This window comes from Microbacterium sp. SYP-A9085 (genome assembly GCF_009649635.1).
GTDB lineage: Bacteria > Actinomycetota > Actinomycetes > Actinomycetales > Microbacteriaceae > Microbacterium.
Window position 1 is genome coordinate 84,586 of record NZ_WJII01000007.1, and the last position, 22,461, is coordinate 107,046.

Below are 22,461 nucleotides of genomic sequence, written 5' to 3' on the forward strand. Positions count from 1 at the left end.
CCTCGACGGGTGACGACGTACCTGCTGGCCGGCGGCGGAACCGCCGGGCATGTGAACCCCCTGCTGGCGGTCGCCGACGGCCTGCGCGAACGCGAACCGGACGCCCGCATCCTCGTGCTCGGCACGCGCGAGGGGCTCGAGGCCCGCCTGGTCCCCGAGCGCGGCTACGAGCTGCTGTTCGTGGACCGGGTCCCGTTCCCGCGGCGCCCGAACCGGGATGCCGTCGCGTTCCCGTCGCGGTTCCGTCGCGCTATAGCGCAAGTGCGTGAGCACCTCCACGCCCGCGCGGTCGACGTCGTGGTCGGCTTCGGCGGATACGCGTCGGCGCCGGCGTATGTCGCCGCCCGTCGGGAGCGCGTGCCGTTCGTCGTGCACGAGGCCAATGCGAAGCCGGGGCTGGCGAACATCCTCGGGGCGCGGCGGGCCGCCGCCGTCGGCGTCGCCTTCGCGGGCACGCGGCTGCGCGGCGGCGAGGTGGTCGGGATGCCGCTGCGCCGGGAGATCGTCGCGCTGGACCGAGCGACGGCGCGGGCCGAGGCATCCGAATTCTTCGGACTGGACCCGGAGCGGCCCACCCTGCTCGTGTTCGGCGGGTCCCTCGGGGCGCTGCGCGTGAACACGGCGTTCGCGGGGGCATGGCGCGACGTGCTGGACGCCGGCTGGCAGTTGCTGCACGTCACGGGCGAGCGCAGCGATCTGGCCGACCCCGACGTGCCGGGGTATGCATTGCGCCGGTACGTCGACCGGATGGACCTCGCGTTCGCCGCCGCGGACCTCGTGGTGTCGCGCTCCGGGGCGGCGACAGTGAGCGAGATCAGCGCCCTCGGCCTGCCCGCCGTCTACGTGCCGTACGCCGTGGGCAACGGCGAGCAGCGGCTGAACGCCGTCTCCGCCGTGGACGCCGGCGCGGCGCGTCTCATCCCCGACGGCGGGTTCACCGCGGAGCGGGTGCGCAGCGACGTGGTCCCGCTGCTGGGCGACGCCGCGGCACTGGAGGAGATGCGGCGGGCCACGGCATCCGTCGGCACCCGCACCGGCACGGAGAACGTGATCGCACTGATCGATCGCGCACTGCGCGGCTGAGCCGCGATTGCCGTCCGCAGGTGCCGCATCCCCGCGCTGATGCGGCACGACGGGACGGCAACGTGCCTCCGCGCGGGAATCGCGGTCCCGTGTGGCCGCATCACGGCGGCGATGCGGCACCGTGGGACGGCGATTCCGCCTCAGGCGCCGGCGCGCAGCGCGGCGGCCGCGATCGACAGGGCCTCGTCCGCCGGCAGCCCCAGGGCGCGGATCTGCTCGGCGAACGCGGCCGCCGCGCGCTGCGCTTGCTGCCGCACCGGGTCGCGGTCGAGACAGACGAAAGTCCCGGCACGGCCGCGGGTCTCGATGACGCCGGATGCCTCGAGCTGCCGGTACGCCCGGGCCACCGTGCCCGGGGCCAGGCCGAGATCCTCGGCGAACCGGCGCACCGTGGGCAACCGCTCGCCCGGCGCGAGCCCGCCGGAGGCGACGGCATCCACCAGCTGCGCGCGCAGCTGCTCGAACGGCGGCGTGGGGTCGGCGGGGTCGATCGTGAACATGGGCTCCCCGCATCCTCTCACCTCCGCCGTCGCGGACACAGGCGATGCGGCCGGAACAGGCCGATCTGAGGCCCGACCCGCCTGTTCCGGCCCCATCGCCTGTTCTCACGCCGCGGCACCCCGTCCCAGCGCGCCCTCAGCCGAGCGTCCAGCCGGCGAACTTAGGATGGAGCCGACATGATCCGACCCGACCTGAGCCTTCCTATCCCCACCGAGATCCACGCCGCGCACTTCATCGGCGTCGGAGGGTCCGGGATGTCGGGACTGGCGAGGATGTTCCTCGAGCGGGGCATCCGCGTCTCCGGGTCGGACCGCGCCGACAGCCCCAACCTGCGCGCCCTGGCCGCGCTCGGCGCCGACGTGCACGTCGGACACGACGCCGCGCACCTCGGCGACGCCGACACCGTCATCCACACCGGGGCCATCTGGCCGGAGAACCCCGAATACGTCACCGCGAAGCAGCGCGGCCTCGCCGTGATCCACCGCTCGCAGGCGCTGCACTGGCTCATCGGCGGCCGCCGACTGGTTTCGATCGCCGGGGCGCACGGCAAGACCACCTCGACGGGGATGATCGTCACCGCACTGCAGACGCTGGGGGCGGACCCCACGTTCGTGAACGGCGGTGTGATAGCCCAGCTCGGCACCTCCAGCGGCACCGGCGCCGACGACCTGGTCGTGATCGAGGCAGACGAGTCCGACGGCACGTTCCTGCTGTACGACACCGCCGTCGCGCTCATCACGAACATCGACCCCGACCACCTCGACCACTACGGCAGCGCCGAGGCGTTCGACGCCGCATTCGCGCAGTTCGCGAACCACGCCCGCGAGGCCGTCGTGCTCTCCGCCGACGACCCCGGCGCCCGCCGGGTCCGTGAGCGCATCACGCACCGGCACGTCGTGACGTTCGGACAGGATGCCGGCGCCGACGTGCGCGTCACCGGCATCCGCACCACGGGCCCGGTGTCGTTCACGATCCTCCACGACGGCACCGCCGTCGACGTGCAGCTGGCGGTGCCCGGCTCCCACAACGCCGTCAACGCGACCGGCGCGGTGACCGTGCTGCTCACGCTCGGGTATCCGCTCAAGGATGCCGTGCGCGCCGTCGCCGGTTTCGCCGGCACCGTGCGCCGCTTCGAGCTGCACGGCGTCGAGCGGGGCGTGAGCGTCTACGACGACTACGCGCACCATCCCACCGAAGTGGCCGCGGCCCTGACCGCCGCGCGCACCGTCGTGGGCGCCGGCCGGATCATCGCGCTGCACCAGCCGCACACGTACTCGCGCACGCAGCAGATGCACCGCGAGTTCGCGCGCGTCCTCGAGAAGCTGGCCGACCACACCGTCGTGCTCGACGTGTACGGCGCCCGCGAGGACCCGGTCCCGGGCGTCACCGGGGCGCTCGTCAGCGACGACTTCACCGACCCGTCGCACGTGCACTACGTGCCGGACTGGCAGCAGGCCGCCGACTACACGGCGTCGGTCGCGCGCGACGGCGATTATGTGATCACACTCGGCTGCGGCAACGTGAACCTGATCATCCCGCAGGTGCTCGCGTCGCTCTCCCGCATCCCCGCCGGGACCCCGGGGGCGTAGACGGTGCGCCGGCCCACGCCCCTGCCCGCCCCGCCGCGCACGACGCCCGCGCACACCGCGGCGCACGTCGCGAAGCCGGCCCCGGCGGCCGTCCAGCCCGGCGAGGACGACGAGGTACGGGATGCCGCTCCCGCAGCCCTTGCATCGGTCGGCGTCCGCGACGTCTGGCGCGCCGCCCGGGCCCGGCGCCGGGCGCTGCGCGCCGAGATGCGGCGCTTCACCGCTCGGCAGCGCCGCCGCCGCGCGACGTGGGCCGCCGTCGGCACGTCGCTGGTGCTGCTGGTGGGCGGAACGTTCGCCGCCGCGTACAGCCCGCTGTTCGCCGTCGAGCGGATCTCGGTGGTCGGCACCCGGTCGCTGGACGCGGGAGCCGTGCAGAAGGCGCTGGACGCCCAGCTGGGCACGCCCCTGCCCCTGGTCGATGCCAGCACGGTGAAGGTCGCGCTCGTCGCGTTCCCGCTGGTCGAGACGTATTCGCTGGAGGCGCGCCCTCCGCACGAGCTCGTGGTGCGCATCGTCGAGCGCACGCCGGTCGGCGTCGTGAAGGGACGCGCGGGCTACACGCTCGTGGATGCCGCGGGCGTGGCGCTGTCCACCACGGCGTCCGCGCCGAAGGGCCAGCCGGTGCTGACGATCTCCGGCGGCGTGGATTCCGCGGCGTTCCGGTCGGCCGGCCAGGTGGTCCGGGCACTGCCCGGCGGCATCCGCTCCCAGCTCACCGCGGTGAAGGCGACCACGCCCGACGACGTCACGCTGACGCTCGGCAAGACCGGCACGAAGGTGGTCTGGGGCAGCGCTGACGACTCGGCGATGAAGGCCCTCGTCCTGCAGAAGCTCATGAAGAAGCTGCCGCCGTCGAAGGTGTCCTCGTACGACGTGTCGAGCCCCGGCGCGGCTGTTGTGCGCTGACGCGACATCCGTCATCGCAGCGACTTGCGCGACACGCCCAGCACGTCACGGCCGGCGCGGTCCCCGCCGCTTACCTTCAATCAGAAGAAGGAATTGCATACTGGGCAATTCTTTAAACCTCTAGATGAGGTTGAAGGTTTAAGAGCTTGGTTCGGGACGAGACGGAGGCCGGCATGAGCCAGAACCAGAACTACCTCGCAGTGATCAAGGTGGTCGGCGTCGGCGGGGGCGGTGTCAACGCCGTCAACCGCATGATCGAACTGGGGCTGCGTGGCGTCGAGTTCATCGCCATCAACACCGACGCCCAGGCACTGCTGATGAGCGACGCGGACGTCAAGCTGGACGTCGGGCGCGAGCTGACCCGAGGGCTGGGCGCGGGCGCCGACCCCGAGGTGGGGCGGCGCGCCGCCGAGGACCACGCGGAGGAGATCGAGGAGGCGCTCGCCGGCGCCGACATGGTCTTCGTCACCGCGGGCGAGGGCGGCGGCACCGGCACCGGCGGTGCGCCCGTGGTCGCCAAGATCGCCAAGTCGATCGGCGCCCTCACGATCGGCGTCGTCACGAAGCCGTTCTCGTTCGAGGGTCGCCGTCGGCAGAGTCAGGCCGAGTCGGGCGTGGCCAAGCTGAAGGAGGAGGTGGACACCCTCATCGTCGTGCCGAACGACCGGCTGCTGGAGATAAGCGACCGCGGCATCTCGATGATCGAGGCGTTCGCCACCGCCGACCAGGTGCTCCTGGCCGGTGTGCAGGGCATCACCGACCTGATCACCACGCCGGGTCTGATCAACCTCGACTTCGCCGACGTCAAGTCGGTCATGCAGGGGGCCGGCTCCGCGCTGATGGGCATCGGCTCCGCCCGCGGCGCCGACCGGGCGATCAAGGCCGCCGAGCTCGCGGTCGAGTCGCCGCTGCTCGAGGCGTCGATCGAGGGCGCCCACGGCGTGCTGCTGTCGATCCAGGGCGGGTCGAACCTCGGCATCTTCGAGATCAACGATGCCGCGCAGCTGGTGAAGGAGGCCGCGCACCCCGAAGCGAACATCATCTTCGGCACCGTGATCGACGACACGCTCGGCGACGAGGTGCGCGTCACCGTCATCGCCGCCGGATTCGACGGCGGGGAGCCGCTGCCGCGCATCGAGCCGATGGTCGCCACGCGCACCACCGGCGCGCCCGCGCTCCCGGCGACGCCCGCCGACGAGGCGGCTCGCGGCTCGGGCCTGGACGTGGTCGAGGCGGGCGTGCCGGTCCCGGTCGTGGCCGAGTCCGGATACGACTCCGCGTTCGGCGAGGACGACCTGGACATCCCGGACTTCCTGAAGTAAGTGGACGACCTCCGATCCCGGCTCGCCGCCGTCGACGCGCGCATCGCGGATGCGGCACGCGCGGCGGGCCGTGATCCGTCGTCGATCACCCGGATCGTCGTCACGAAGTTCCATCCGGCGACGCTCGTCGCGGATCTCCACCGTCTCGGAGTCCGCGACGTCGGCGAGAACCGGCAGCAGGAGCTGACGGCCAAGTCCGCGCAGCTGTCCGCGCTCACGGACCTGCGCTGGCACTTCATCGGGCAGGCGCAGACGAAGAAGGCGCGCGCGATCCGGACCGCGGCCGGCGTCGTGCACTCCGTGGACCGTGCGCGGCTCGCCGACGCGCTGGAGGCGGCGGGCACGGACGGGGGCGTGCTGGATGTGCTGCTGCAGGTGAATCTCACCGCGGACCCGGATCGTGGCGGGGTCGCACCGGAGGAGCTGGAGCGGCTTGCCGAGCACGTGGCGGGATGCCGCACCCTGCGGGTCCGCGGGATCATGGCGGTCGCACCGCTGGACGAGCCGGCCGCACCGGCGTTCGCCCGGCTCGCCGGGTATGCGCGGCGCCTGCGCGCGGTCGTGCCGGACGCGGACTGGATCTCGGCGGGGATGACCGCCGATTTCGTCGAGGCGATCGCCGCGGGCGCGACACACCTGCGGATCGGCTCGGCAATCACGGGCCCGCGGCCCGTGCGCATTTAGCCTCGGAACAGACGAGCAAACGGAGGATGCGATGTCGAACCCGCTCAAGAAGACCATGGTGTACCTGGGTCTGGCCGACGAAGAGGACGTCTACGAGGAGGACGAGGTGCAGCAGCAGCCGTCCCGTTCCTCGTCGCGCTCGGTCGAGAAGGCCGCCGCGCCGGTGACGCCCATCCACCGTCCGGCCGTCGTGCGTCAGCCGGCCCCGAGCGTCGTCAACGAGATCCTCACGGTGCACCCGAAGCAGTACCGCGATGCGCAGCTGATCGCCGAGAACTTCCGTGAAGGCATCCCGGTCATCATCAACCTCTCGCAAATGAGCGACGCCGACGCGCGCCGCCTCGTCGACTTCGCGAGCGGGCTGTCCCTCGGCCTGTACGGCCGCATCGAACGCGTCACCAGCAAGGTGTTCCTGCTGTCGCCCGAGAACGTCGCCGTCTCCGGCGACGGCACCGTGGCGCAGGCGGATCCCGAGGTGGCGCCCTTCACGCAGCCGTAACGCCCGTGGAAGCGGTTCACCTCGTCGCCTCCGTCCTGAGCGGGCTGCTTCTGCTGTACATCCTCGTGCTGCTCGTACGGATGGTGCTCGACTACATCCCGATCTTCAATCGCGGATGGCGCCCCCAGGGCGCGGGACTGGTCATCGCGGAAGTCGTCTATCTCGTCACCGACCCGCCGATCAGACTGCTGCGCCGGTTCCTCCGACCGGTGCGGATCGGCCCAGTCGCGATCGATTTCGCGTTCACCATCGTGTTGCTGGCGTGCTTCGTGTTGCTGTCGATAACACGCTCCCTGGCGGTACTGTGAACACCGCGCAGGGTCGTGTCGCCTCGCACGTGTCATATCCCGCGGCTATGCTTTCGTGATATGACCGGTATGCACATGCCGGTTATCCTGACATCGGCCAGCACACACGAGCCCCGAAAGAGGAAGAGATGCCTTTGACTCCGGATGACGTCGTCACCAAGCAGTTCCAGCACGTCCGGTTCAAGGAGGGCTTCGACCCGGACGAGGTCGACGACTTCCTCGACGAGATCGTCGTCGAATGGCGCAAGGCCCTCGCCGAGAACGAGGAGCTGAAGTCGAGGCTCGCCGCGTACGAGTCCGGCAGCACCCCCGCCCCCGCTCCGGTCGAGGCCGCCGCGCCGGCTCCGGCTCCGGCAGCTGCGGCTCCCGTCGAGCAGGCGGCTCCCGAGGACGGCGCGAACCAGAGCGCAGGCATCATCGAGCTGGCTCAGCGCCTGCACGACGAGCACGTGGCCGAGGGCAAGGCGCAGCGCGACAAGCTCATCGCAGACGCGCAGGCGCAGGCCGCCTCGATCGTCTCCGAAGCCGAAGAGCGCGGACGCGAGGAGATCGCCCGCCTCGAGAAGGAGCGTGCGAGCCTGGAGGGCCGCATCAGCGAGCTGCAGAGCTTCGAGCGCGACTATCGCAGCCAGCTGCGCAGCTACATCGAAGGCAAGCTCCGCGACCTGGAGACCACGGCCACCTCGTCGGGCTCGGCGTCCGTCTCGGCCGTGAACCACTAGGCACGGGCGGGTGGGCGGCCGCGCACCTTTGCGTACGGCGGCGGCCGGCGCCAGCGTTGTGATCCTCGCAACGCTTGTGCTGGCCGCCGACCAGTTCACGAAGTACCTCGTGCTCCAGCATCTGCCGATGGAGCAGCCGGTGCACGTCATCGGCAATTTCCTCATCTTCTTCCTGATCAAGAACCCCGGCGCGGCGTTCTCGCTGGGCAGCAGCGTGACGTGGGTGTTCACCATCGCCCTCGCGGTGGTCGCCCTGGTGATCATCTGGCTCGTCGGCACCCGCGTGCACTCGCGCGCGTGGACCGTCATCCTGGGCCTGCTCCTGGGCGGGGTCCTCGGCAACCTCACCGACCGGCTCATCCGCGAGCCGGCATTCGGCGTCGGCCACGTCGTGGACTTCATCAACACGCCGTGGATGATGCCGGCCACCTACAACATCGCCGACATGTTCATCACGACGATGATGGTGGGCGTCGCGATCCTGGTCCTGATGGGCGTGCGGCTGGACGGCGTCCGCGAGAAGTGCGCGAAGGCCGACGCGACGCCCGAGAGCTGACGTGGAGTCGCGCACGCTCCCGGTGCCGGACGGGCTGGACGGCGCTCGCGTCGACGCCGCGCTCGCGAAGATGCTCGGCTTCTCGCGCACTTTCGCGGCGGAGGTCGCCGACGCCGGCGGGGTCGTCGCCGACGGGCGGACCCTCGGCAGGTCCGATCGGCTGCACGCGGGATCCTGGCTGGAGGTCGCCTGGACGCCGAAGGCGGAGCCGGTCGTCATCCCGGTGGCCGTTCCCGAGCTCGGCATCGTGCACGACGACGACGACATCGTCGTGATCGACAAGCCCGCGGGCGTGGCCGCGCATCCGTCCCTCGGCTGGGAGGGCCCCACGGTCCTCGGTGCGCTGGCGGCCGCGGGATTCCGGATCGCCACCTCGGGCCCCGCGGAGCGGCAGGGGATCGTGCACAGGCTGGATGCCGGGACCAGCGGGCTGATGGTGGTGGCCAAGAGCGAGCGGGCGTACGTCGCGCTGAAACGGGCGTTCAAGGACCGCACCGTCGAGAAGATTTACCACGCGGTCGTACAGGGGCATCCCGATCCCCTCGCCGGCACGATCGACGCGCCGATCGGCCGGCACCGCACGCACCCGTGGAAGTTCGCGGTGACGGCCGACGGCAAGGACTCGGTGACGCACTACGAGACGATCGAGGCGTTCCGCGGGGCATCGCTGTTGGAGATCCACCTGGAGACCGGCCGGACGCATCAGATCCGCGTGCACATGGCCGCCCACCGGCATCCCTGCGTCGGCGATCCCCTGTACGGCGCCGACCCGACGCTGTCCGCCCGGCTCGGGCTCACGCGGCAGTGGCTGCACGCGCACCGGCTCGCGTTCGCGCACCCGGGCACGAGGGAGTGGGTCGCGTTCACGTCCCCGTATCCCGCGGACTTCCAGCACGCCCTCGAGGTGCTCCGCGAGGAGTAGGCGACGCCGCAGATATCGTCGTGTCGCAGAAGATGCGGGTCGCGGGCTGGGGATGCCGCGTGTTGTGCGACACGAACGTCGGCCGGTCGCAGAAGATGCGGGTCGCGGGGCCGGGATGCCGCAGGTTCTGTGACACATCAAGACGGCGGCGGGGGAGCAACGGCGCGGATCGCCCGGCCGCGCGGCGCGCGCGTCGGAGGGGCTCCGTAGACTCGATCCGTGGCCACCGACTCCTTCGTTCACCTGCACGTTCACAGCGAGTACTCGATGCTGGACGGCGCCGCCCGCATCGCGGACATGGTGGGCGAGGCCGCCCGGCTGGAGATGCCGGCGATAGCCGTCACCGACCACGGGAACACCTTCGCGGCGTTCGAGTTCTACAAGTCCGCGAAGGCCGCGGGGATCAAGCCGATCATCGGCATCGAGGCATATGTCACGCCCGGCACCCATCGCTCCGACAAGTCGCGCGTGCGGTGGGGCACGCCCGAGCAGAATGACGACGACGTCTCCGGGTCCGGCGCCTACACGCACATGACGCTGCTGTCGGAGACGTCCGAGGGCATGCACAACCTCTTCCGGCTGTCGAGCCGGTCGAGCCTGGAGGGCTACTACTTCAAGCCCCGCATGGACCGCGAGCTGCTGCAGCAGTACAGCAAGGGGCTGATCGCCACCACCGGCTGCCCGTCCGGCGAGATCCAGACGCGCCTGCGCCTGGGCCAGTACGAGGCCGCGCGGGCGGCCGCCGCCGAGTTCCAGGATGTCTTCGGCCGCGACAACTACTTCTGCGAGATCATGGACCACGGTCTGGCGATCGAGCGCCGTGTCACCGGCGACCTGCTGAAGATTGCGAAGGACCTACAGATCCCGCTGGTCGCCACGAACGACCTCCACTACACCCACCAGCATGACGCCACGAGTCACGCGGCGCTTCTGTGCGTGCAGTCCGGCTCGACCCTGGACGACCCGAAGCGGTTCAAGTTCGACGGCGACGGCTACTACGTGAAATCCGCCGGCGAGATGCGGCAGGTGTTCCGCGACCATCCCGAGGCGTGCGACACCACGCTGCTGATCGCCGAGCGCTGCAACGTCGAGTTCAACACCGGCGCCAACTACATGCCGCGCTATCCGGTCCCCGACGGCGAGACCGAGGAGAGCTGGTTCATCAAGGAGGTCGAGAAGGGACTCCGCTTCCGCTATCCCGACGGAATCCCGGACGCGGTGCGCAGGCAGGCCGACTACGAGTGCGGCGTCGTCGCGCAGATGGGCTTCCCGGGCTACTTCCTCGTGGTCGCCGACTTCATCAACTGGGCCAAGGACAACGGCATCCGGGTGGGCCCGGGCCGCGGATCCGGCGCCGGCTCGATGGCCGCCTACGCGATGCGGATCACCGACCTCGACCCGCTGGACCACGGCCTCATCTTCGAGCGGTTCCTGAACCCCGACCGTGTCTCGATGCCCGACTTCGACGTCGACTTCGACGACCGCCGTCGCGCCGAGGTCATCCAGTACGTCACCGAGAAGTACGGCGACGACCGGGTCGCGCAGATCGTCACGTACGGCACCATCAAGGCCAAGCAGGCGCTGAAGGATGCCGGACGGGTCCTCGGCTTCCCGTTCAGCATGGGCGAGAAGCTGACGAAGGCGATGCCGCCCGCGGTGATGGGCAAGGACATGCCGCTGAACGGCATGTTCGACCCGAACCACCCGCGGTACAAGGAGGCGTCCGAGTTCCGCACCGTGATCGAGACGGATGCCGAGGCCAAGACGGTCTTCGACACCGCCCTGGGCCTGGAGAACCTGAAGCGGCAGTGGGGTGTGCACGCCGCCGGCGTCATCATGTCCAGCCACCCGCTGATGGACATCATCCCGATCATGAAGCGGGAGCAGGACGGCCAGATCGTCACGCAGTTCGACTACCCCGCGTGCGAGACCCTGGGCCTGATCAAGATGGACTTCCTGGGGTTGCGCAACCTCACGATCATCAACGACGCCCTCGACAACATCGCCGCCAACCGCGGTGTCCCGCTCGTGCTGGAAGAGCTGCCGCTGGATGACCGCGCCTCGTACGACCTGCTGGCCCGCGGGGACACGCTGGGCGTGTTCCAGCTCGACGGCGGGGCGATGCGGTCCCTGCTGCGCCTGATGAAGCCCGACAACTTCGAGGACATCTCCGCCGTCATCGCGCTGTACCGCCCGGGCCCGATGGGCGCGAACTCGCACATCAACTACGCGCTGCGCAAGAACCGCCAGCAGGAGATCACCCCGATCCACCCCGAGCTGGCCGAACCGCTGAAGGACATCCTGGAGACCAGCTACGGCCTGATCATCTACCAGGAGCAGGTGATGGCGATAGCGCAGCGGGTCGCCGGGTTCTCCCTGGGCCAGGCCGACATCCTGCGCCGCGCGATGGGCAAGAAGAAGAAGTCCGAGCTGGACAAGCAGTACGCGGGCTTCCACCAGGGCATGATCGACCGCGGCTACGGCGAGGGCGCGATCAAGGCCCTGTGGGACATCCTGCTGCCGTTCTCCGACTACGCGTTCAACAAAGCGCACTCCGCCGCGTACGGGCTGGTGTCGTACTGGACCGCGTACCTGAAGGCGCACTATCCCGCCGAGTACATGGCGGCGCTGCTGACGAGCGTCGGCGACGCGAAGGACAAGCTCGCGCTGTATCTGAACGAGTGCCGGCGGATGGGGATCCAGGTCCTGCCCCCTGACGTGTCCGAGTCGATCAAGTACTTCGCCGCCGTCGGCGAGGACATCCGGTTCGGGCTCGGCGCCGTGCGCAACGTCGGCTCGAACGTCGTCGACGGCATCGTCGCGGCCCGCGCGGACGGCCCGTACACGTCGTTCCACGACTTCCTGAGCCGGGTCCCGGTGCACGTGGCCAACAAGCGCACCGTCGAATCGCTCGTGAAGGCGGGCGCTTTCGACTCGTTCGGGGCGACCCGGCGCGCGCTCATGGAGATCCACGAGGATGCCACCGAGGCGGCCGTGCTCGACAAGCGCCGCGAGGCCAACGGCGAGGTGGGTTTCGACTTCGACGCGCTGTGGGGTGACGACGAGCCGCACCGCGACGCGAAGGTGCCCGATCGCCCCGAGTTCACGAAGAAGGACAAGCTCGCGTTCGAGCGCGAGATGCTCGGGCTGTACGTGTCCGACCATCCGCTGGCCGGGCTCGAGATCCCGCTCGCCAAGCACGCCTCCACGAACATCCACGACCTGCTCGCGAACGAAGACCTGCGCGACGGCGACCAGGTCACCGTCGCCGGCCTCGTCACCGGCGTCCAGCATCGCGTCGCGAAGACCAGCGGCAACCCGTACGGCATGATCACGATCGAGGACTTCGACGGCGAGGTGACCGTCATGTTCATGGGCAAGACCTACACCGAGTTCCAGTCGCTGCTGGTGGCTGACTCGATCCTCGTCGTCCGCGGCCGCGTGTCGCGGCGCGACGACGGGATGAACCTCCACGCCCAGTCCGCGTTCGCGCCGGACCTGGGGGTGGTGGATGTCTCCGGTCCGCTCGCGCTCACGGTGCCCGAGCATCGCGCCACGCAGCGCACCGTCACCGAGCTCGCCGAGATGCTGGAACGGCACCGCGGCGACACCGAGGTGACCCTGCGCCTGCACCGCGGCGGGGTGGCGAAGGTGTTCGAGGTGCCGATGCCGGTCCGGGTCAGCGCCGACCTGTACGGCGAGCTGAAGGGGCTGCTCGGCCCCCAGTGTCTCGGCTAGACCGACCGGGTAGGATCGGACGACGCGCGCGGCGCGCGCACCCGGAAGGAGCACCCGTGACCGACGAACAGCTCAACAGCCCGGACGAGACCGGCCCCGCCGTGGAGGCGTGGACACCGGCCGAGGCGACACCGGACGAACCGGCCGCCGACGCCCCCGCCGACGACACCGTGCAGTACGGGATCGGCCCGTTCTCGCTGCGGGAGGTAATCCTCGCCGGCGTGTGGCTGGTCGCCTTCCTCGTGTCGTTCTTCTCCACGAGCGACTACGTGTTCAGCTCGGTGTGGACGCGCGGCATCGACTGGGTCCTCACGATCGGCGTGCCCACGGTCGCCGTGTTCCTGCTCATCCTGCGGCGCCTGTCGCCGTCCGGAATCCGCCGGGTCGGGTCCCTCGGCATCGACCAGTTCGCCTCGGTGGCGTTCTCCGTCGCCGCGGTCGTGTGGCTCGGACAGCTGTGGTCGCAGATCGCCGTCGCGATCGCGGGCGGCCCGTGGGTCGTCACCTGGGTCGTCTGGGTCGAGTTCATCCTCATGCTCGCGGGTGTCGTGCTCACGGTGTTCGCCGCGCTCATCCCCGGTGCTGCGGAGGACTTCCGTGACCGCGACGAGACCGTCGCCCACCGCGTTGCCCGTGGCGCCCGTCCGGTCACCACCCGCCCCCGTCCCGTCCGGGCGCCGGCCGCCGCGCAGATCACGCCGTCCGACGACGCTGCCCCGCCGGCGACCGAGCCGACGGCCGCGGAGCCCGCCACCGAGATCTTCACCACGACCGCCGCGTCGGCACCCGCCCAGCAGGCGTTCTGGGCGCTCGTCCCCGAGGAGCGGGACGTCGTCGACGAGGCCGGGACGCCGCTGTTCCGCATCGGCCCGGCCGCATGGGCGCTCGTGATCGAGGATCGCGGGTCGTCGTTCGTGGTGCGCCACGAGGACGGACGCGTCGGCTATCTCCACGACGTGTCCGGCGTCACCCGCGGCTGACCACACGCGCGATTGACGTCGCCGCGCGGACGACACCCCGCGGGCGACAGCGTCATCCGATGAGGGGTGCGCATCCCACCGGATAATCTGGAGGGATGCTGCGCACCATCGATCTGCGCGGTCGGGCGCTGTCCGCCGCCGAGCTGCTCGCCGCCGTCCCCCGCGCCCGATCGGCCCGCGCCGGCGCGCTGACGGCCGCGGCTGCGATCGTCGACGACGTCGCCGCGCGTGGCGAAGAGGCTCTCCGCGAGCAGGCCGCACAGTTCGACCGCGTGCACGGTCACGCCATCCGCGTTCCCGAGGAGCAGCTGGACGGCGCGCTGGACCGGCTCCACCCAGACGTCCGCGCGGCGCTGGAAGAGGCCATCCGGCGCGTGCGCACGGCCAGCGCCGCCCAAGTGCCGCCGCCCGCCCGCACCGAGCTCACCGCCGGCGGCGCCGTCACTCAGCGCTGGCAGCCGGTGCGGCGCGCCGGCGTGTACGTGCCCGGCGGCAAGGCCGTCTACCCGTCCAGCGTCGTGATGAACGTCGTGCCTGCTCAGATCGCGGGCGTCCAGCAGGTGGCGCTCGCCTCGCCGCCGCAGGCCGCGTTCGACGGGCAGGTGCACCCCGACATCCTCGCCGCCGCGAAACTGCTCGGTGTCACCGAGGTGTACGCCATGGGCGGCGCCGGGGCGATCGGCGCGTTCGCCCACGGGGTGGCGTCGCTCGGCCTCGACCCCGTCGACGTCGTCAGCGGTCCCGGCAACAACTTCGTCGCCGCCGCCAAGCGCGCGGTCGCCGGGCTCGTCGGCGTGGACGCCGAGGCGGGCGCGACGGAGATCCTCATCGTCGCGGATGCCGCGTCCGACCCGGTCCTGGTGGCCGTCGACCTCATCAGTCAGGCCGAGCACGACGAACAGGCCTCCGCGGTGCTGGTCACCGACAGCGAACAGCTGGCCGACCGCGTCGGCGCCGAAGTCGCTGCCCGCGTCGGCGCGACGCGCAACGGGGCACGGGCCGCACAGGCCCTCGCGGGCGTGCAGTCCGCGGTGGTGCTCGTGGACGACATGGCCGCCGCCGCGGCGTTCAGCAACGCCTACGCCCCGGAGCACCTCGAGCTGCAGCAGGCCGACCCGCGGACCGACGACTTCGTCAATGCGGGCGCCGTCTTCGTCGGGCCGTTCTCCCCGGTGAGCCTCGGCGACTACCTGGCCGGCAGCAACCACGTGCTGCCCACCGGCGGCCAGGCGCGGTACGCCGCCGGCCTGTCGGCGGCGACGTTCCTGCGCCCCCAGCAGGTGATCGAATACGACCGCGACGCGCTGCACGAGGTCGCCGGCCACATCGTCACCCTCGCGGACACGGAAGCGCTGCCCGCGCACGGGGAGGCCGTCACCGCAAGGTTCACGGGGTAGTCTTTCGCCTTGTGCACTGCCCCTTCTGCCGACATCCTGACTCCCGCGTGATCGACTCGCGCACGAGCGACGATGGCCTCAGCATCCGCCGTCGCCGCCAGTGCCCCGAGTGCGGCGGTCGGTTCTCCACCGTCGAGACCGCGAGCCTGACCGTCCTGAAGCGCTCCGGCGTCGCCGAGCCGTTCAGCCGGGAGAAGGTCGTCGCCGGCGTGCGCAAGGCGTGCCAGGGACGCCCGGTCACCGAGGACGACCTCGCTATGCTCGCGCAGCAGGTCGAGGAGTCGCTGCGGGGCACCGGCGCGTCGCAGATCGAGACCGGCGACATCGGCCTGGCGATCCTGGGACCGCTGCGCGATCTCGACGAGGTCGCCTACCTGCGCTTCGCGAGCGTGTACCAGGCGTTCGATTCGCTCGAGGACTTCGAGACGTCGATCGCGCAGCTGCGCGCCGACCACGCACGAAGCCGGGCGGCCGAGGCCTGACCGATACGCTGGAGGGAATGTATCCCTTCCTGTTCCGCACGGTCCTGTCGCGCATGGACGCGGAGACCGCGCACCACGCCGGGATGCTCGTCATCCGGGTCCTCGGGGTGCCGCCGTTCGCGTGGGCGACGCGTGCGCTGACCCGTCCCGCCCCGCAACTGCGCACCGAGGCGATGGGACTCGTGTTCGACTCGCCGTTCGGGGTGGCTGCCGGGTTCGACAAGAACGTCGTCGGGGTGCGCGGGCTCACCGCGCTCGGGTTCGGCCACGTCGAGGTGGGAACCGTGACCGCCGTCCCGCAGGAGGGAAACCCGAGACCGCGGCTGTTCCGGCTCATCCCCGACCGCGCCGTCGTGAACCGAATGGGCTTCAACAACCGCGGCGCCGAGGCGGCGGCCCGGCGGCTGCGGCGCGTGCGCCGGCGCGCACGGCACCGTGCCGTGATCGGCGTCAACATCGGCAAGAGCCGCGTCGTCGACGTGGCCGATGCGACCGCCGACTACGTCCGCAGCACCACTCTGCTCGCGCCCCTGGCCGACTATCTCGCGGTGAACGTGTCCTCGCCGAACACGCCGGGCTTGCGCGGGCTGCAGGCGGTGCAGACGCTGCGCCCCCTGCTGCAGGCGGTGCAGGATGCCGCGGCCGGCACGCCGCTGCTCGTGAAGATAGCCCCGGACCTCCCCGACGACGAGATCGACGCGGTCGCGCGCCTCGCCGTCGAGCTGGGGCTGGCCGGAATCATCGTGACGAACACCACGATTTCGCGTGCGGGCCTTGCCACCGATCCCGCGGTTGTCGCCGCGGCGGGGGAGGGCGGCCTGTCCGGCGCCCCGCTGAAGGCGCGGTCGCTCGAGGTGCTGCGCAGGGTGCGCGCGGTGGTCCCCGCCGCGTTCACGGTGATCTCGGTCGGCGGCGTGGAGACGGCCGACGACGTGCGCGAGCGGCTGGATGCCGGTGCCGACCTGGTGCAGGGCTACACCGCGTTCCTGTACCGCGGAGCCTTGTGGGCGCGGCAGATAAACCGGGGGCTGCGCCGCTGACGCGCCGGCTCAGGCCGGGTGCTGGCCGCGCTTGACCTGGGGCTTGGGCAACCGCATCCACCGCATCTGGATCGTGCGCATGGCACCGTACCAGCCGAGGCCGCGTTCGCGCCGGCTGCCGAACTTCTTCGCCGCGGCCCGCTTGACCCGGATCGACGTGACGATCATGTCGACGATCACGAGGACCACGAACACCCACAGCACGATGAACGCGTACACCTGGACGAGCGGGAAGCTCTGCAGGAACGTCACCATGATCACGACGATCATCAGCGGCATGATCAACTCGCCGAGGTGCCAGCTCGCGTCGACGTAGTCGCGGACGAAGCGGCGCTGCGGCCCCTTGTCGCGCACCGGCAGGTACTTGTCGTCGCCGGCGGCCATCCCGATCCGCGCCTTCTCGCGCTGGGCGGACAACTCGGCCTTCTGCCGCTGACGGGCTTCCTTCGTGTCGGCGATGAGAGGGCGCTTGCGAGCCGCCTCCTGATCCGCCCGCGACGGCGTCGGCCGGCCCTTCCCACTGGCGGGGGCCTCGGCGGTGGTGTCGGCGGTCTCGGCGGTCTTCTTGGACACGGTGATCCTCTATCGGTGGAGCAGTGCGCGGTATCGGAGGAGCGATTCGGGGAAAGCCCTGGCCTTAAGATTACCCGCATGACATCTGAACAGCCTCGCCCCGGAGCCGTCCGTGACGCCGCGAACGGCGGCATCTCCGCCGCCCTGGCCGACCTGGGCACGCTCGTGCGCATCCCGTCGATAGCCTTCCCCGGCTTCGATCGCGCGCAGGTGCAGCGCAGCGCGCAGGCGGTGCAGGCGCTTGCCGAGGGGACCGGCCTGTTTGACGACATCCAGATCCGCGACGCCGCGATCGACGGCGGTGACGAGCGTGGCATGCCCGCCGTGCTCGCGACTCGGGCTGCCCGCAACGGCCGGCCCACGATCCTGCTGTACGCCCACCACGACGTGCAGCCGGTGGGCGACGAGGCCCTCTGGGAGACGCCGCCGTTCGAGCCGACGGTCCGCGACGGGCGGCTGTACGGACGGGGAGCCGCCGACGACAAGGCCGGCATCATGGTGCACATCGGCGCGCTGCGGGCGCTGCGCGAGGTGCACGGCGACGACCTCGACCTCGGCGTCGCGCTGTTCATCGAGGGCGAGGAGGAGGCGGGGTCCCGCTCGTTCGCCCAGTTCCTCGCCGACAACGCCGACGCGCTGCGCGCGGATGTCATCGTCGTGGCCGATTCCGGCAACTGGGATGCCGCGACCCCGGCGCTCACGGTGTCGCTGCGCGGCAACGCGCGATTCACGATGACGGTGCGCACACTCGACCATGCCTCGCACTCGGGCATGTTCGGCGGGGCCGTCCCCGACGCGATGATGGCGACAGTGAAGCTGCTGTCCACGCTGTGGGACGACGACGGCGCCGTCGCGGTCGCCGGCCTCGCGGTGCGCGATGCCCCGACCCCGCCGTACACGGAGGAGACGCTCCGTGACGAGGCAGGGCTGCCGGCCGGGGTCAGCCCCGTGGGCCGGGATGCCATCCTCAGCCGCATCTGGAACAAGCCCTCGATCACGGTCACCGGCATCGACGCGCCGAGCGTGCGGAACGCCTCGAACACGCTGAGCCCCGAGGTCACCGTCGTGATCAGCACCCGCGTTGCGCCGGGCCAGCGCGCACGGGAGGCGTACGAGGCCGTCGCCGCACATCTGCGCGCGCACGCCCCGTTCGGCGCCGACGTGTCGTTCACGGACGTGGACTGCGGAGACGGCTTCCTCGTCGACACCGGCGGGTGGGCGGTGGGCGAGGCCAAGGCCGCGCTGGAAGAGGGCTACGGCACCGCCGCCGTCGACCTCGGCGTGGGCGGGTCCATCCCGTTCATCGCAGACCTGGTGCGGGAGTTCCCGGCCGCGCAGATCCTCGTCACCGGCGTCGAGGACCCGCACGCGCGCGCGCACAGCCCCAACGAGTCCCTGCACCTGGACACATTCCGGCACGCGCTGATCTCGGAGGCGCTGCTGCTGGATCGCCTGAACGCACGCACCCTCTGATCCCCGGCGCGCGACGGGCCCGGGAGGACCGCTCGGGCGTAGACTCGAGGCATCCGTCCTGCCGCCCGCACCATCGGAGGAGACACATGACCGACACCGCCCTGACTGCAGACGCCACCGTTGCCCAGCACGGTGTGCTCCTCACCGACGCGGCCGCCGAAAAGGTGAAAAGCCTCCTCCAGCAGGAAGGCCGCGATGACCTGCGTCTGCGGGTCGCCGTCCAACCGGGCGGCTGCTCCGGGCTCATCTACCAACTCTTCTTCGACGAGCGCATCCTCGACGGCGACCGGACGGTCGACTTCGGCGGCGTGGAGGTCGTGGTCGACGAGATGAGCACGCCCTACCTCGACGGCGCGTCCATCGACTTCAAGGACACCATCGCGGAGCAGGGCTTCACGATCGACAACCCGAACGCAGCCGGCAGCTGCGCGTGCGGCGACAGCTTTCACTGAGCCGACCCCGACTCCCACCCGCGGTGGGCGGTGTTCGGTGCGCCCGTATCCGGGCCGTGGACGCCGCCGCGCAGGCCTTCCCGCCTGGGCGATTGGCCAGAATCCGGTGGGAGGTTGCTCTAGACTGGCCCCTGTCAGATCCCTGATTCCGGAAAGGTGCACTGTGCCCTCGAAACGTCGCTTCCGTTGGGTCGCCCTCCCGCTCGGGACGGCCGCGGCTGTCCTGCTTGCCGGGTGCACGCCCACGCAGCTGCATGGGTTCCTGCCCGGGTTCGAGGACGCCAGCGCGCCGCCGGCCACGAACCACACCGACATGGTCGCAGGCCTGTGGACGAACTCGTGGATAGTGCTCCTCATCGTCGGTCTCATCACGTGGGGCCTGATGCTGTGGGCGATGGTCGCGTACCGCCGGCACCGCGGGCAGACCGGCCTGCCGGTCCAGCTGCGCTACAACATGCCGATCGAGATCTTCTACACGCTGATCCCCGTCATCCTGGTGGCGGGCATGTTCGCGTTCACCGCCCGCGACCAGGTGGTCCTGGAGACCCAGGATCAGAACCCGGATGTCTCGGTCGTCGCGATCGGCAAGCAGTGGTCGTGGGACTTCCAGTACAACGGCACGGCCGCCGACAACTCCGACGCCGTCTGGAGCATGGGCACGCAGGCCGAGCCGGACAAGGCCGGCAACGTCGACCAGGAGGCCCTGCCGACGCTGTACCTCCCGGTGGGGGAGAGCGTGCGCGTGGAACTCGAGTCGCGCGACGTCGCGCACTCCTTCTGGATCATCGACTTCCTGTACAAGAAGGATCTCTATATCGGACGCGACAACTCCTGGTCGTTCACGCCCACCCGCGAGGGAACATACCAGGGCAAGTGCGCCGAGCTGTGCGGTGAATACCACTCGGCGATGCTGTTCCGAGTGAAGGTCGTCAGCCCGGACGAGTACCAGCAGCACCTGCAGGAACTGCGCAACGAGGGCAACACCGGAGACATCACGGACGCCTACGACCGGCTCGGGAATGAGCCCGGCACCGGCGCCCAGACCGAGGGAAAGAACTGAGATGGCGACAACGCTCCCGCTTCAGGAATCCGCGAAGGGCCGGACATCCGCCCTTCCACCCCGCCAGGCGGCGCTGATGAGCGGCACCCGGGTGGACCAGAAGGGCAACATCGTGGTGCGGTGGATCACCTCCACCGATCACAAGACGATCGGGTACATGTACCTGATCGCGTCGGTCATGTTCTTCATGCTCGGCGGCGTGATGGCGCTCATCATCCGGGCCGAGCTTTTCGAACCCGGCATGCAGCTGATCCCGACGAAGGAACAGTTCAACCAGCTGTTCACGATGCACGGCACGATCATGCTGCTGATGTTCGCGACGCCGCTGTTCGCAGGCTTCGCGAACGCCATCCTGCCGCTGCAGCTGGGTGCTCCGGATGTCGCGTTCCCCCGCCTTAACGCATTCGCCTTCTGGCTGTTCCTGTTCGGCTCCACGATCGCCGTGGCCGGCTTCCTCACCCCGCAGGGGGCGGCGGCGTTCGGCTGGTTCGCGTATCAGCCGCTCGCGAATGCGACGTTCTCACCGGGGGCCGGCGGCAACCTCTGGTTCATGGGTCTGGGCATCAGCGGCTTCGGCACGATCCTGGGCGCGGTGAACTTCATCACCACGGTGATCACGATGCGCGCGCCCGGTATGACGATGTGGCGGATGCCGATCTTCTCCTGGAACACGCTGATCACCAGCATCCTGGTCATCATGGTGTTCCCGGTGCTCGCGGCCGCGATCCTCGCGGCGGCGGCCGACCGGATCCTGGGCGCCCACATCTACGACTCCGCCAACGGCGGCGTGCTGCTGTGGCAGCACTTGTTCTGGTTCTTCGGGCACCCCGAGGTGTACATCATCGCGCTGCCGTTCTTCGGCATCGTGTCCGAGGTGTTCCCGGTGTTCAGCCGGAAGCCTATCTTCGGATACAAGACGCTCGTGTACGCGACGATCTCGATCGCCGCCCTGTCGGTGTCGGTATGGGCGCACCACATGTACGTCACCGGCGCCGTGCTGCTGCCGTTCTTCTCGCTCATGACGATGCTGATCGCGGTGCCCACGGGTGTGAAGATCTTCAACTGGCTGGGCACCATGTGGCGCGGCTCGATCACATTCGAGACGCCGATGGTGTTCGCGATCGGGTTCCTCGCGTCGTTCGTGTTCGGCGGGCTGACCGGCGTCATCCTGGCATCCCCGCCGCTGGACTTCTTCCTGTCCGACTCGTACTTCGTGGTCGCGCACTTCCACTACGTGGTGTTCGGCACCGTCGTGTTCGCGATGTTCTCGGGCTTCTACTTCTGGTGGCCGAAGTGGACCGGCAAGATGCTCAACGAGCGTCTGGGCATGGTGCACTTCTGGATGCTGTTCATCGGCTTCCACATGACGTTCCTCGTCCAGCACTGGGCCGGCGTCGACGGAATGCCGCGTCGCTACGCGGACTACGCCCCGTCGGACGGCTGGACCTGGATGAACCAGGTCTCCACGATCGGCGCGATGCTGCTGGGCTCGTCGATGATCCCGTTCCTGCTGAACGTGTGGATCACGGCACGCCGTGCGCCGAAGGTCACCGTGAACGACCCGTGGGGCTACGGCGCCTCGCTCGAGTGGGCGACCAGCTGCCCGCCGCCGCGGCACAACTTCACGTCGATCCCGCGGATCCGCAGCGAGCGGCCCGCGTTCGACCTGAACCACCCGGAGGCGGCGCCCGACGGCGTCCACGTCCTGGTCGGCGCGAGCGGAGGAGCGAAGTAGATGCGCACCAATGCCAACATGTGGTGGGTGATCTGCGGGTTCTTCCTCGTGGTCTCCCTGATGTACACCGTGTGGAATGTCCTGGACCACACCGACGTCATCTGGTACCACGCGATCGAGTGGGTCGGCACGATCGGCCTCCTGTTCATCGCGTTCATGGCCGCGCTGATAGCGTTCTACGTTGGTCGCGTGCATCGCGCACAGGGCGGCGAGCTGCCTGAGGACGTGCTGACGGCGGACGTCGACGATGGCGACCCCGAGATGGGCGAGTTCTCGCCGTGGTCGTGGTGGCCCATCGTCCTGGCGCTGTCGGCCGCGTTCGCCGCGATCGGCTTCGCCGTCGGGACCTGGATGCTGCCGATCGGCGTGGCGATCTTCGCCGTCGCCATCGTCGGCTGGGTATACGAGTACTACCGCGGCCACTTCGCCCGCTGAG

22 protein-coding genes are annotated in these 22,461 nt (G+C 70.2%); 20 read left to right on the plus strand and 2 right to left on the minus strand.

Going from position 1 to position 22,461, the window contains the following annotated elements:
* Positions 1 to 9: 9 nt before the first annotated feature.
* Complete coding sequence (locus GH740_RS13050) at positions 10 to 1,083, plus strand: glycosyltransferase (RefSeq protein WP_367641575.1); 1,074 nt, start codon at positions 10 to 12, stop codon at positions 1,081 to 1,083.
* 140 nt (positions 1,084 to 1,223) lie between these two features.
* Here the strand turns inward: GH740_RS13050 and GH740_RS13055 are convergent, their stop codons facing one another.
* Positions 1,224 to 1,583, minus strand: a complete 360-nt coding sequence (locus tag GH740_RS13055; protein WP_153746536.1) for a GntR family transcriptional regulator — start codon at positions 1,581 to 1,583, stop codon at positions 1,224 to 1,226.
* Between the two features lie 177 nt (positions 1,584 to 1,760).
* Between GH740_RS13055 and murC the strand changes: the two genes are divergently transcribed.
* From murC to GH740_RS13125, 14 genes are all read left to right on the plus strand, one after another.
* Positions 1,761 to 3,173, plus strand: a complete 1,413-nt coding sequence (gene murC, locus GH740_RS13060) for a UDP-N-acetylmuramate--L-alanine ligase (RefSeq protein ID WP_153746537.1) — start codon at positions 1,761 to 1,763, stop codon at positions 3,171 to 3,173.
* Positions 3,174 to 3,176: 3 nt separating this feature from the next.
* Positions 3,177 to 4,082: an FtsQ-type POTRA domain-containing protein gene (locus GH740_RS13065; protein WP_367641576.1), complete on the plus strand. Its 906-nt coding sequence runs from the start codon at positions 3,177 to 3,179 to the stop codon at positions 4,080 to 4,082.
* Between the two features lie 173 nt (positions 4,083 to 4,255).
* Positions 4,256 to 5,404: a cell division protein FtsZ gene (gene ftsZ, locus GH740_RS13070; protein ID WP_153746538.1), complete on the plus strand. Its 1,149-nt coding sequence runs from the start codon at positions 4,256 to 4,258 to the stop codon at positions 5,402 to 5,404.
* The gene (locus GH740_RS13075; protein WP_367641577.1) at positions 5,405 to 6,088 is read left to right on the plus strand and encodes a YggS family pyridoxal phosphate-dependent enzyme; all 684 of its coding nucleotides are present in this window, start codon (positions 5,405 to 5,407) and stop codon (positions 6,086 to 6,088) included. It abuts the gene before it with no gap.
* A 31-nt stretch (positions 6,089 to 6,119) separates the two neighbouring features.
* The gene (locus GH740_RS13080) at positions 6,120 to 6,587 is read left to right on the plus strand and encodes a cell division protein SepF (RefSeq protein ID WP_153746539.1); all 468 of its coding nucleotides are present in this window, start codon (positions 6,120 to 6,122) and stop codon (positions 6,585 to 6,587) included.
* Between the two features lie 5 nt (positions 6,588 to 6,592).
* Entirely contained in the window at positions 6,593 to 6,895 is a 303-nt protein-coding gene (locus GH740_RS13085; RefSeq protein ID WP_367641578.1) for a YggT family protein, read from the plus strand.
* A 128-nt stretch (positions 6,896 to 7,023) separates the two neighbouring features.
* Positions 7,024 to 7,617, plus strand: coding sequence for a DivIVA domain-containing protein (locus GH740_RS13090; protein ID WP_153746540.1), 594 nt, complete (start codon positions 7,024 to 7,026; stop codon positions 7,615 to 7,617).
* Positions 7,618 to 7,627: 10 nt separating this feature from the next.
* Entirely contained in the window at positions 7,628 to 8,173 is a 546-nt protein-coding gene (lspA, locus tag GH740_RS13095; protein WP_367641579.1) for a signal peptidase II, read from the plus strand.
* Between the two features lies 1 nt (position 8,174).
* Positions 8,175 to 9,095 carry an RluA family pseudouridine synthase gene (locus GH740_RS13100; protein ID WP_367641580.1) on the plus strand — a complete coding sequence of 307 codons (921 nt, stop codon included), beginning with the start codon at positions 8,175 to 8,177 and terminating at the stop codon, positions 9,093 to 9,095.
* Positions 9,096 to 9,314: 219 nt separating this feature from the next.
* On the plus strand, positions 9,315 to 12,833 hold the full coding sequence (gene dnaE, locus GH740_RS13105; protein WP_367641581.1) for a DNA polymerase III subunit alpha: 3,519 nt from the start codon (positions 9,315 to 9,317) through the stop codon (positions 12,831 to 12,833).
* A 56-nt stretch (positions 12,834 to 12,889) separates the two neighbouring features.
* Positions 12,890 to 13,813 (plus strand): hypothetical protein, encoded by a 924-nt coding sequence (locus GH740_RS13110; RefSeq protein WP_216644954.1) that lies wholly within the window; start codon positions 12,890 to 12,892, stop codon positions 13,811 to 13,813.
* Between the two features lie 95 nt (positions 13,814 to 13,908).
* On the plus strand, positions 13,909 to 15,210 hold the full coding sequence (gene hisD / locus GH740_RS13115; RefSeq protein WP_153746541.1) for a histidinol dehydrogenase: 1,302 nt from the start codon (positions 13,909 to 13,911) through the stop codon (positions 15,208 to 15,210).
* 11 nt (positions 15,211 to 15,221) lie between these two features.
* Complete coding sequence (nrdR, locus tag GH740_RS13120; protein WP_367641582.1) at positions 15,222 to 15,692, plus strand: transcriptional regulator NrdR; 471 nt, start codon at positions 15,222 to 15,224, stop codon at positions 15,690 to 15,692.
* Positions 15,693 to 15,709: 17 nt separating this feature from the next.
* Complete coding sequence (locus GH740_RS13125) at positions 15,710 to 16,732, plus strand: quinone-dependent dihydroorotate dehydrogenase (protein WP_153746542.1); 1,023 nt, start codon at positions 15,710 to 15,712, stop codon at positions 16,730 to 16,732.
* A gap of 9 nt (positions 16,733 to 16,741) precedes the next feature.
* Here GH740_RS13125 and GH740_RS13130 read toward each other — a convergent pair whose 3' ends face one another.
* Positions 16,742 to 17,305, minus strand: coding sequence for a DUF3043 domain-containing protein (locus GH740_RS13130; protein WP_367641583.1), 564 nt, complete (start codon positions 17,303 to 17,305; stop codon positions 16,742 to 16,744).
* 78 nt (positions 17,306 to 17,383) lie between these two features.
* Between GH740_RS13130 and GH740_RS13135 the strand changes: the two genes are divergently transcribed.
* The 5 genes from GH740_RS13135 (at position 17,384) to GH740_RS13155 (ending at position 22,460) form a co-directional block, all read left to right on the plus strand.
* Positions 17,384 to 18,778, plus strand: a complete 1,395-nt coding sequence (locus tag GH740_RS13135; RefSeq protein ID WP_153746543.1) for a dipeptidase — start codon at positions 17,384 to 17,386, stop codon at positions 18,776 to 18,778.
* An 86-nt stretch (positions 18,779 to 18,864) separates the two neighbouring features.
* Positions 18,865 to 19,230, plus strand: coding sequence for an iron-sulfur cluster insertion protein ErpA (gene erpA / locus GH740_RS13140; protein WP_153746544.1), 366 nt, complete (start codon positions 18,865 to 18,867; stop codon positions 19,228 to 19,230).
* Between the two features lie 163 nt (positions 19,231 to 19,393).
* A complete protein-coding gene (gene coxB / locus GH740_RS13145) occupies positions 19,394 to 20,290 on the plus strand; it encodes a cytochrome c oxidase subunit II (protein WP_367641584.1) in 897 nt (298 codons plus the stop codon).
* A 1-nt stretch (position 20,291) separates the two neighbouring features.
* Positions 20,292 to 22,025 (plus strand): cytochrome c oxidase subunit I, encoded by a 1,734-nt coding sequence (gene ctaD, locus GH740_RS13150; RefSeq protein WP_153746545.1) that lies wholly within the window; start codon positions 20,292 to 20,294, stop codon positions 22,023 to 22,025.
* Positions 22,026 to 22,460: a cytochrome c oxidase subunit 4 gene (locus tag GH740_RS13155; RefSeq protein WP_153746546.1), complete on the plus strand. Its 435-nt coding sequence runs from the start codon at positions 22,026 to 22,028 to the stop codon at positions 22,458 to 22,460.
* The last annotated feature ends 1 nt before the right edge of the window (position 22,461 follow it).